Raw genomic sequence first — 8,396 nt, 5'->3', positions numbered from 1 at the left:
GTCCCTCAACAACCCGATCGCCTGCGACAGGCCATAACCACCCAGTTCAGAAGACCGTTTTTACGAATGACCCAACGCGGCAGGGGCAGATAAACAAAGTCCCGATGGCGTACTCGACGGTCGACATGCCGTCGTCGGCGACCGCCAGCACGAGCAGGCGGGACCGCAGCTCCGTAATCCGTTGTCTGACCATGTGTTTCCTCCTCGATGGTTGTCACAACACCCCTGAGCGCAGGACGTCTGCGGCCAGCCCGGCCACGACGGGCACGATGCCCAGGCACAGAAAAGCGGGCAGGTAGCACAGGCCCAGCGGGCCGGCGATGAGCACCGATGCGCGCTCGGCCCTGGCTCCCGCCGCGTCTGCGGCATCGGCGCGCAGCGCTACGGCGAGGTCTTCGACACCCTGCGCGAGCGCCGCCCCCGACGCCGCCGACCGCCGCGCCATCCGCAGGAAGGCACGCACATGCGGATCGGTGTCGTCCGGCCGATCGCCCCAGGCCTGACCGGCGTCGGCGCCGAGCGCCAGCAGGTCGGCGGCCCGCTGCAACACCGCCGCGAGCGGTGCTGGTGCCGACGCGGCGACGCCGGCGGCCGCGGTCGACACCGCCATGCCGGCGCGCAGACACGCGGCGAGCAGGTCGAGCGTGGCGGCCACCGCGAGCGGATCGTCGGACGTGACCCGCGCACCGGCGTCGGCGGGCGCGCGCCTGTCGGTCACGATCCTCGCCCCGGCGGCCCGCGGCAGGGCGAGCACCGCGGCAGCGAGCAGCGCCGCAGCCCACATCACGTCAGCACCCGCGCGGTGATGCGGTCCGACCACAGCAGGCCGGCCCCGACGAACAGCGTCCCCAGGCACAGCAGCCAGCCGCCGGCGCCACCGGAGAACAGGAACCCGAGCGGGTCGGCGCCGATCGCACACCCCATCAGCACGCCCAGCAGGGGCAGCCCGGCCAGCACACTCCCGGTGGCCCGCGCACCGGCCATCGCGGCGTCGACACGCGACCGGAACCGTTCGCGCTCGCCGAGGTCGCGCTGCGCGGCCTGCATCAACGTCGCGATCGCCAGCCCATGCGTCTGCGCGAGCTGCCAGCACACCGCCAGCCGCTCCCAATGGCCCGGCGCACCGGAGTGGCGGGCCTCCGCGCGCAATCCGGCCGCCACGTCGGCGCCGAGCATCGCACGCGCCGCGACCGCGCCGAACGATCCGGCGACGCGGCCGTCGGATTCGCGAGCGGCGACCCCGATGGCGGCGACCGGGTGGGCCCCGACGCGCAATTCGGCGACGAGCACGTCGAGCGCACCCTGCAGGGCCGTGGCCTCCTCGACGGCGTCCCGGCGGCGCCGGCGTCCGCGCCGCCGCAGCACCAGCACGCCCAACATCACCGCGGCGGAGACGACCGCGCTCAGCGGCAGCAGCGGCGTCAGGGCCAGACACGCGAGCAGTCCCCCGAACGCGGCGGGCGGGCGGCGCCGCCGGGCTCTCAGAAGGACCCGAACCCGCCGGCGCGAGGTGGACGGCGCCACGAGCACCGCCAGCGCCAGGATCACCGCCGCCGTCACGATCGGCTCCGGATGTCGATGAGCCGGCGCAGGTCGTCGACCCAGCGGTCGAAGCCGTCGTCGATGTGCCAGCAGCGCAGCACTCGCACGCGGCCGTCGTCGCCGCGCCGGAGCATGCCGATCTCGCTGAGCCGGCGCCTTCCGGCGCGGTCCCGCGACACGTGCAGCACGACCTGGATCGCGGCGCCGAGCTGGCTGTGCAGCGCGGCGCGGTCCAGACCACCGAGCGCGGCCAGTGCCTCGAACCGTGCCGGCACCTCGGCGGGGTTGTTGGCGTGCACGGTGCCGGCGCCGCCGTCGTGGCCGGTGTTCAGCGCGGTGAGCAGGTCGACGACCTCGGCACCGCGCACCTCACCGACGACGATCCGGTCGGGCCGCATCCGCAGCGCCTGCCGGACCAGGTCGCGGACGGTGACCTCGCCGACTCCTTCGACGTTCGCGCAGCGCGCGACCAGCTTGACCACGTGGGGGTGGCGGGGCGCCAGTTCGGCGGCATCCTCGACACACACGATCCGCTCGTCGGCGGGCACGGCCCCGAGCAGCCCGGCGAGCAAGGTGGTCTTCCCCGCGCCGGTCCCGCCCGAGACGAGGAACGCCAGCCGGGCGCCGATCACGCCACGCAGCAGCGCGGCCGCCTCAGCGCTGATCGCTGCGGACTCGATGAGTGCGTCGAGATCCTGGGTCGCCGGCCGCAGGATCCGCAGCGACAGGCAGGTGCCCGCCGCGGCGATCGGCGGCAGCACCGCGTGCAGCCGAACACTCAGTGCCGCGCCCCCTCCCGCCGGACCGAGACTGCTCAGATGCCCGTCGACCCAGGGCTGCGCATCGTCGAGGCGACGCCCTGCGGCAAGCGCCAACCGCTGGGCGAGGCGCCGGACCGCCGCCTCGTCAGCGAACGAGATCGGGGTGCGTCGCAAACCGGATCCGTCGTCGACCCAGATCGCGTCGGGGGCGGTGACGAGCACGTCGGTGGTGCCCGGCGCGCACAGCAGCGGTTCGAGGATGCCGGCGCCGACGAGTTCGGTCTGCAGCTCACGCATGCTGGTCAGCACTTCGGTGTCACCCAGCACCCCGCCGGACTCCGCGCGGATTGCCGCGGCGACCACGCTCGGCCGCAGTGCCGCACCTTCGGCGGCCAGCCGCTCCCGCACCCGGTCCAGCAGCGGGGCGTTCACGCGGCGGCCTCCGCCTCGGCGCCCGACGGCTTGGTCTGCAGCACCGCGAGCACCGTCCGCGCTGCCACCGCGAGCGGCGACCGGCGCGGCACGCGCAACCCGCCGCGCTCCAGCTGCTGTTCGATGCCCGGCTGGGGTCGCATGGACGCGAGCAGCGGCAACCCGACGATGCGGGCGACGTCGACCGGGCGCAGCCCGCCGGGAGCCGGCCCCCGCACGAGCACGCCGGTGTTGGGGTTGGCGCTCGCGACCCACCGGCCGGTGGCCGCTGCTGCGGCGCACGACCGGACGTCGGCCGGTGTGACCAACACCACCAGATCGGCCGCGGCCAACGCCGTGTCGGTGGCGGGCGCAGGCCGTCGGGCGACATCGCAGACCACGGTGACCCCGCCCCGGCTGCCGGCGTCGAGCACCGCGCCGAGCGGCAGCGGATCGATGTCGTCGGACGGCCGCTCCCCGGACAGCACGCGGCTGCCGGACAGCACGCTGACGCCGTGCCGTTGCGGCAGCGCGTCGCGCAACGCCGGATAGGTCAGCCGTCCCCCTGCCACGGCGAGATCCGGCCAGCGCAAACCCTGTTCGGTCTCGCTGCCGAGCACCAGATCCAGTCCGCCGCCCCACGGATCGCCGTCGACGAGCAGCGAGTCGGCGGCCGTGCGCGCGAGCGCCACCGCGAACACCGAGGCACCGCCACCACCCCGGCCGGACATCACCGCCACCACCGCGCCGCGCGCACCGCCGTCGTGTGCGGCTTCGGCGGCCTCCGCGAGCACGGCCATCAGCTCCGCCTCCTGAGCGGGGACGGTCAGCACCCGCGCAGCGCCGACGGCGACGGCGGCCTCCCACGCCGCCGGTTCGGGCGCAGAACCGCTGACCAGCAGCACTCGGGCGCGGCGCGGCAGCCCCTGCCCTGCGCACCGGCGGGCTGCGGCCGCGTCGAGCAGCACCGCCGCGGCGCCGGTCCACGCGCGCCGGTTCGACGGGTCGGTGGCGCGCACCACCTGCAGTCCCGCGGCGGCGACGACGCGGTCGACCGTCAGGTTCAGCGTGGCGTCCGCGACGAGGATCAGGATGGCGGCGGGGGTCGACATGCTTCTCAGCGTGGGCGCAGAGCGCCGGGTGGAGAAGGGGTGTCAAGGGATCTGTGGAGCGATGCGGACTTATCCACAATCTGGCCGGCCGACTTCGCCGAAAACGGCGTTCCGCAACCATCTACAGGGCAGCGGACCTATCCGCTTTGCGAATGACCCCAGAAAAGGGACGACCCCGCCAGGGGGGGAGGAGGCGGAGGTCGTCGTGTATCAGCCCCGGGGGGTCGGGCTGATGCACACCCGGCATAAGCCGAGTGATGCCCACTATACACACGCCGGAGCGGGCTGGCGCAAGACCGCAACGCAGAGAAGTCGGTCGAATCCAGAAAAGATTGCAGTTCTAGCCACCTGTCGTGAACTGCCAATTTGTACGATCTGTCGCGATTTGTCACTCGAGGGCGCTCTATGCTGGCGCTGTGACCTCATCCGACCCGGTGACGAGCCCCCGAGCTGCTGACGGTCCGTCCCCTTCCGAGCGCCCGGTACGCACGGCAGCGTTCTTCGACCTCGACAAAACCGTCATCGCAAAATCCAGCACTTTCGCTTTCAGCAAACCGTTCTTCAGCCAAGGGCTAATGAATCGGCGGACTGTTCTGAAGTCTGCGTACGCGCAATTCCTGTTCCTGATGTCCGGGGCCGACCACGACCAGATGGACCGGATGAGGTCCTACATCACGACGATGGTCGCCGGCTGGGACGTCGAGCAGGTGAAGTCGGTGGTCGGCGAGACGCTGCATGACATCGTCGACCCGCTGGTGTTTGCCGAAGCAGCCGAGCTGATCTCCGATCACAAGCTCTGCGGCCGCGACGTCGTGATCGTGTCGGCCTCCGGGGAGGAGATCGTCGGACCGATCGCGCGCGCGCTCGGCGCCACCCATGCGATGGCCACCCGGATGGTCGTCGAAGACGGCAAGTACACCGGCGAGATCGCGTTCTACTGCTACGGCGACGCGAAGGCCGAGGCCATCCGCGCCCTGGCCGCGCGCGAGGACTACGCGCTGGAACACTGCTACGCCTACTCCGACTCGATCACCGACGTGCCGATGCTCGAGACCGTCGGCCATCCGACCGTCGTCAATCCCGACCGGACGCTTCGCAAGGAAGCGGCCGCTCGCGGATGGCAGATGCGGTCGTTCTCCAAGCCCGTGTCGCTGCGTGACCGTCTTCCCGCCGCGCCGTCCGGAGCCGCCGTCGCGACCAGTTTCGCCGTCGGGGTCAGCGCCCTGGCCGCCGGCGCACTGACCTACACGTTGCTGCGCCGCTTCGCGTTCTGAGCGCACGCTGGCGCCGTTGCTGACGGGGCCCGGGTAACAATCCGGTGATTGGCCCTTGATGTGACCGTGGTCACGTAGTACAAAGGAAGCACGGAAGCCGGGTGAGGCCAAGGCCGAGCCGGAAGAGAAGGCTCGATCTCCCAACCTCGGCTCCCCAGCACGGGTCCCGGAACCCACGCGGCGCACATGCCGCGGAACAGGCAAAAGTGTTGCGGGCCTGCGTAAGTGCGAAGATCGGACGACCTCGACGGCTCTTTGGGTGGAGTCGCAGTCGCAGCGGATCGCACGGACGCCGAGGCCACCCACGCAACCCCATACGCACGCATGGTAACCGGAGGCTCGTGCTCGCGGGCGGCGCGCCGAAGTACTTTTCGAATTACTTCGGACGCCGCCCGTTTTCTTTTGCTGCAGGCGGTCTGCGACCCGTCCGTCAGGAGGTCTGCGCCACCGCGATCGCGAGCGCTTCGCGGGCCCCGGCGTGCAGTGCCTCGCTGCTGAGCACCAGCCACGCCGCCAGCCCGTCCGGTGTGCCCGACGCGAATCCCCGTGCCGCTGCGGTGTAGTCGCCCGAGCGTCGCATCCAGTGCATCTCGGGGACGCCGAGCCCGTGCGGGTCCAACCCGCTGGCGATGGTGATCAGCCGAGACACTCCGCGCGCCACGACGCCGTCCGCGCTGCCGAACGGTGCGAGCGTGAGAAGTTCGCCGTGCGCCACCGCGGCCAGCACCGTCGCGGGCACGCGGGTGCCGCCGGTCACGAGGTCGGCCAACAGTTCCAGTCGCCGCCCGATGTCGGCGTCGCCGCGTGGCCGACCCAGCGCGTCGTCGGCCACCAGGTCCGCGGCGGCCAGGGAGTGGAGCCGGGCGATGGCCTGCAGCGGTGCGCGCCGCCACACACCGACCAACGCACCCTCACCGCCCTCCAACGCCTCGGCCACCCGCAGCGCGCCGGCGAGCACGGGATCCTTCTCGGCGCCCTCCGAACCGACGGAGCCTTCGGGCGCGAACTGCAGCGGTCCGCCGTCGAGCACCGAGGACGCGCGCGCCGCCCGCAGGGCCGCCTCGGCGGCCGTCGCCGGCCACCCGCGCAGGTTGGTGCGGTGCCGGTGGGCCCGCCCGAGCGCCTCGCGAGCCTCCTCACCGGCCTCGGCGACGCCGGGCAGAGCGGTCAACGGGGCGAGCGGATCGGTCACGCCCGCACACGGTAGTGGATGGACCGGGTACCGATGGGCGCGCCGGCCGCGACGTTCGGCGCGCGTCAACTGCCGTCCGCAGCGGCGCCTGTGAGTTGCCAACGTCGATGCAACGTTGGGTGACTACCCTCACAGACATGACCGAGACGCACGTTGACGTTCAGGCTTCCTACCCGCCGCCGCCCGAGTTCAGCGCCCAGGCCAACGCCACCGAGGCGCTCTATGACGAGGCCGCCGAGGACCGGCTGGGCTTCTGGGCCGCGCAGGCCGAACGCCTGGCCTGGGACACCCCGTTCACCGAGGTGCTGGACTGGTCGGAGGCCCCGGTCGCGAAGTGGTTCGTCGGCGGCAAGCTCAATGTCGCCTACAACTGCGTGGACCGCCACGTCGAAGCCGGCAACGGAGACCGCGTGGCCATCCACTGGGAGGGCGAGCCGGTCGGCGACGCGCGCGACATCACCTACGCCCAGCTCAAGGACGAGGTGTGCCAGGCCGCGAACACGCTGACCGAACTCGGGCTGACCAAGGGCGACCGGGTGGCCATCTACATGCCGATGGTGCCCGAGGCGATCATCGCGATGCTGGCCTGCGCCCGGCTCGGCGCCATGCACTCGGTGGTGTTCGCCGGGTTCTCCGCGTCAGCCCTGAAGGCCCGGATCGAAGACGCCGAGGCCAAGCTGGTGATCACCACCGACGGCCAGTTCCGCCGCGGCAAGGCAGCCCCACTGAAGGCCGGCGTCGACGAGGCGATCGAGGCCCTCGGCGACAGCAGCCCCGTCGAGCACGTGCTGGTGGTGCAGCGCACCGGCATCGAGGTGCCGTGGACCGAGGGCCGCGACACGTGGTGGCACGAGACCGTGCCGAACGCGTCGACCGAGCACACCCCCGAGGCCTTCGACTCCGAGCATCCGCTGTTCCTGCTGTACACCTCCGGAACCACGGGCAAGCCCAAGGGCATCATGCACACCTCGGGCGGCTACCTGACCCAGGCGTCCTACACCCATCACTATGTGTTCGACATCAAGCCCGAGTCCGACGTCTACTGGTGCACCGCCGACATCGGCTGGGTGACCGGGCACACCTACATCGTCTACGGGCCGCTGTCCAACGGCGTCACCCAGGTCGTGTACGAGGGCACCCCCGCGTCCCCCGACGAGCACCGGCACTTCCAGGTCATCGAGAAGTACGGCGTCACCGTCTACTACACGGCGCCGACGGTGGTGCGCACCTTCATGAAGTGGGGCCGCGAGCTCGCCTTCGAACACGACCTGTCCAGCCTGCGGCTGCTCGGCTCGGTCGGTGAGCCCATCAACCCGGAGGCCTGGCGCTGGTACCGCCTGGTGTTCGGCGGCGACAAGACGCCGGTCGTGGACACCTGGTGGCAGACCGAGACCGGCGGGATCATGATCTCGCCGCTGCCGGGCGTGACGCACTGCAAGCCGGGGTCGGCGATGCGCGCGCTGCCGGGCATCTCGGCCAAGATCGTCGACGACGACGGCAACGAGCTGGCGCCGGGCACCGATCACGGCGAGCAGGCCAGCGGTTACCTGGTGCTCGACCAGCCGTGGCCGGCGATGCTGCGCGGCATCTGGGGTGATCCGGAGCGGTTCAAGGAGACGTACTGGTCGCGGTTCGCCCAGCAGGGCTGGTACTTCGCCGGGGACGGCGCCCGTTACGGCAAGGACGGCGAGATCTGGGTGCTGGGCCGCATCGACGACGTCATGAACGTCTCCGGGCACCGGATCTCCACCGCGGAGGTGGAGTCCGCTCTGGTCGGGCATTCCGGGGTGGCCGAGGCCGCCGTCGTCGGAGCGACCGACGAGCACACCGGTCAGGGCATCTGCGCGTTCGTCATCCTCAAGTCGCACGCCAAAGAGACGTCGCGCGAGCAGATGGTCGACGAGTTGCGCGCCGAGGTGGCTCGCGAGATCTCCCCGATCGCCAAGCCCCGCGAGATCCATGTGGTGCCCGAGCTGCCGAAGACGCGCAGCGGCAAGATCATGCGTCGGCTGTTGCGCGACGTCGCCGAGGGCCGCGAGCTCGGGGACACCTCGACGCTGGTGGATCCGAGCGTGTTCGAGGCGATCCGCGCCAGCAAGTAGGG

Annotated in this window: 7 protein-coding genes; 2 read left to right on the top strand and 5 right to left on the bottom strand. The window is 71.6% G+C overall.

Features of this window, described 5'->3' with window-relative positions; translation table 11 throughout:
- Positions 1-214: 214 nt before the first annotated feature.
- Genes MCHLDSM_RS18845 through ssd form a run of 4 tightly spaced genes read right to left on the bottom strand, consistent with a single transcriptional unit; the run spans position 215 to position 3,826 of the window.
- A complete protein-coding gene (locus MCHLDSM_RS18845; RefSeq protein ID WP_048471485.1) occupies positions 215-787 on the bottom strand; it encodes a type II secretion system F family protein in 573 nt (190 codons plus the stop codon).
- Positions 784-1,563 carry a type II secretion system F family protein gene (locus MCHLDSM_RS18840; RefSeq protein ID WP_048471484.1) on the bottom strand — a complete coding sequence of 260 codons (780 nt, stop codon included), beginning with the start codon at positions 1,561-1,563 and terminating at the stop codon, positions 784-786. Before MCHLDSM_RS18840 ends, MCHLDSM_RS18845 begins: the two co-directional genes overlap by 4 nt.
- Positions 1,557-2,735, bottom strand: coding sequence for a TadA family conjugal transfer-associated ATPase (locus tag MCHLDSM_RS18835; protein ID WP_048471483.1), 1,179 nt, complete (start codon positions 2,733-2,735; stop codon positions 1,557-1,559). The genes MCHLDSM_RS18840 and MCHLDSM_RS18835 overlap by 7 nt, the downstream gene beginning before the upstream one ends.
- Positions 2,732-3,826, bottom strand: coding sequence for a septum site-determining protein Ssd (gene ssd, locus MCHLDSM_RS18830; RefSeq protein ID WP_048471482.1), 1,095 nt, complete (start codon positions 3,824-3,826; stop codon positions 2,732-2,734). Before ssd ends, MCHLDSM_RS18835 begins: the two co-directional genes overlap by 4 nt.
- Positions 3,827-4,242: 416 nt before the next feature.
- On the opposite strand from ssd, the gene MCHLDSM_RS18825 reads away from it, so the two are divergent.
- Positions 4,243-5,100 (top strand): HAD-IB family hydrolase, encoded by an 858-nt coding sequence (locus MCHLDSM_RS18825; RefSeq protein WP_048471481.1) that lies wholly within the window; start codon positions 4,243-4,245, stop codon positions 5,098-5,100.
- 430 nt (positions 5,101-5,530) lie between these two features.
- On the opposite strand, the gene MCHLDSM_RS18820 is transcribed toward MCHLDSM_RS18825, so the two are convergent.
- Positions 5,531-6,292: a hypothetical protein gene (locus MCHLDSM_RS18820; protein ID WP_048471480.1), complete on the bottom strand. Its 762-nt coding sequence runs from the start codon at positions 6,290-6,292 to the stop codon at positions 5,531-5,533.
- A gap of 137 nt (positions 6,293-6,429) precedes the next feature.
- Between MCHLDSM_RS18820 and acs the strand changes: the two genes are divergently transcribed.
- Positions 6,430-8,394 carry an acetate--CoA ligase gene (gene acs, locus MCHLDSM_RS18815; RefSeq protein WP_048471479.1) on the top strand — a complete coding sequence of 655 codons (1,965 nt, stop codon included), beginning with the start codon at positions 6,430-6,432 and terminating at the stop codon, positions 8,392-8,394.
- Positions 8,395-8,396 lie beyond the last annotated feature (2 nt).

This window comes from Mycolicibacterium chlorophenolicum (genome assembly GCF_001044235.1).
GTDB classification, from domain to species: domain Bacteria; phylum Actinomycetota; class Actinomycetes; order Mycobacteriales; family Mycobacteriaceae; genus Mycobacterium; species Mycobacterium chlorophenolicum.
Note: the sequence above shows the minus strand (reverse complement) of the source record. Positions and strands in the feature narration are given on the sequence as shown.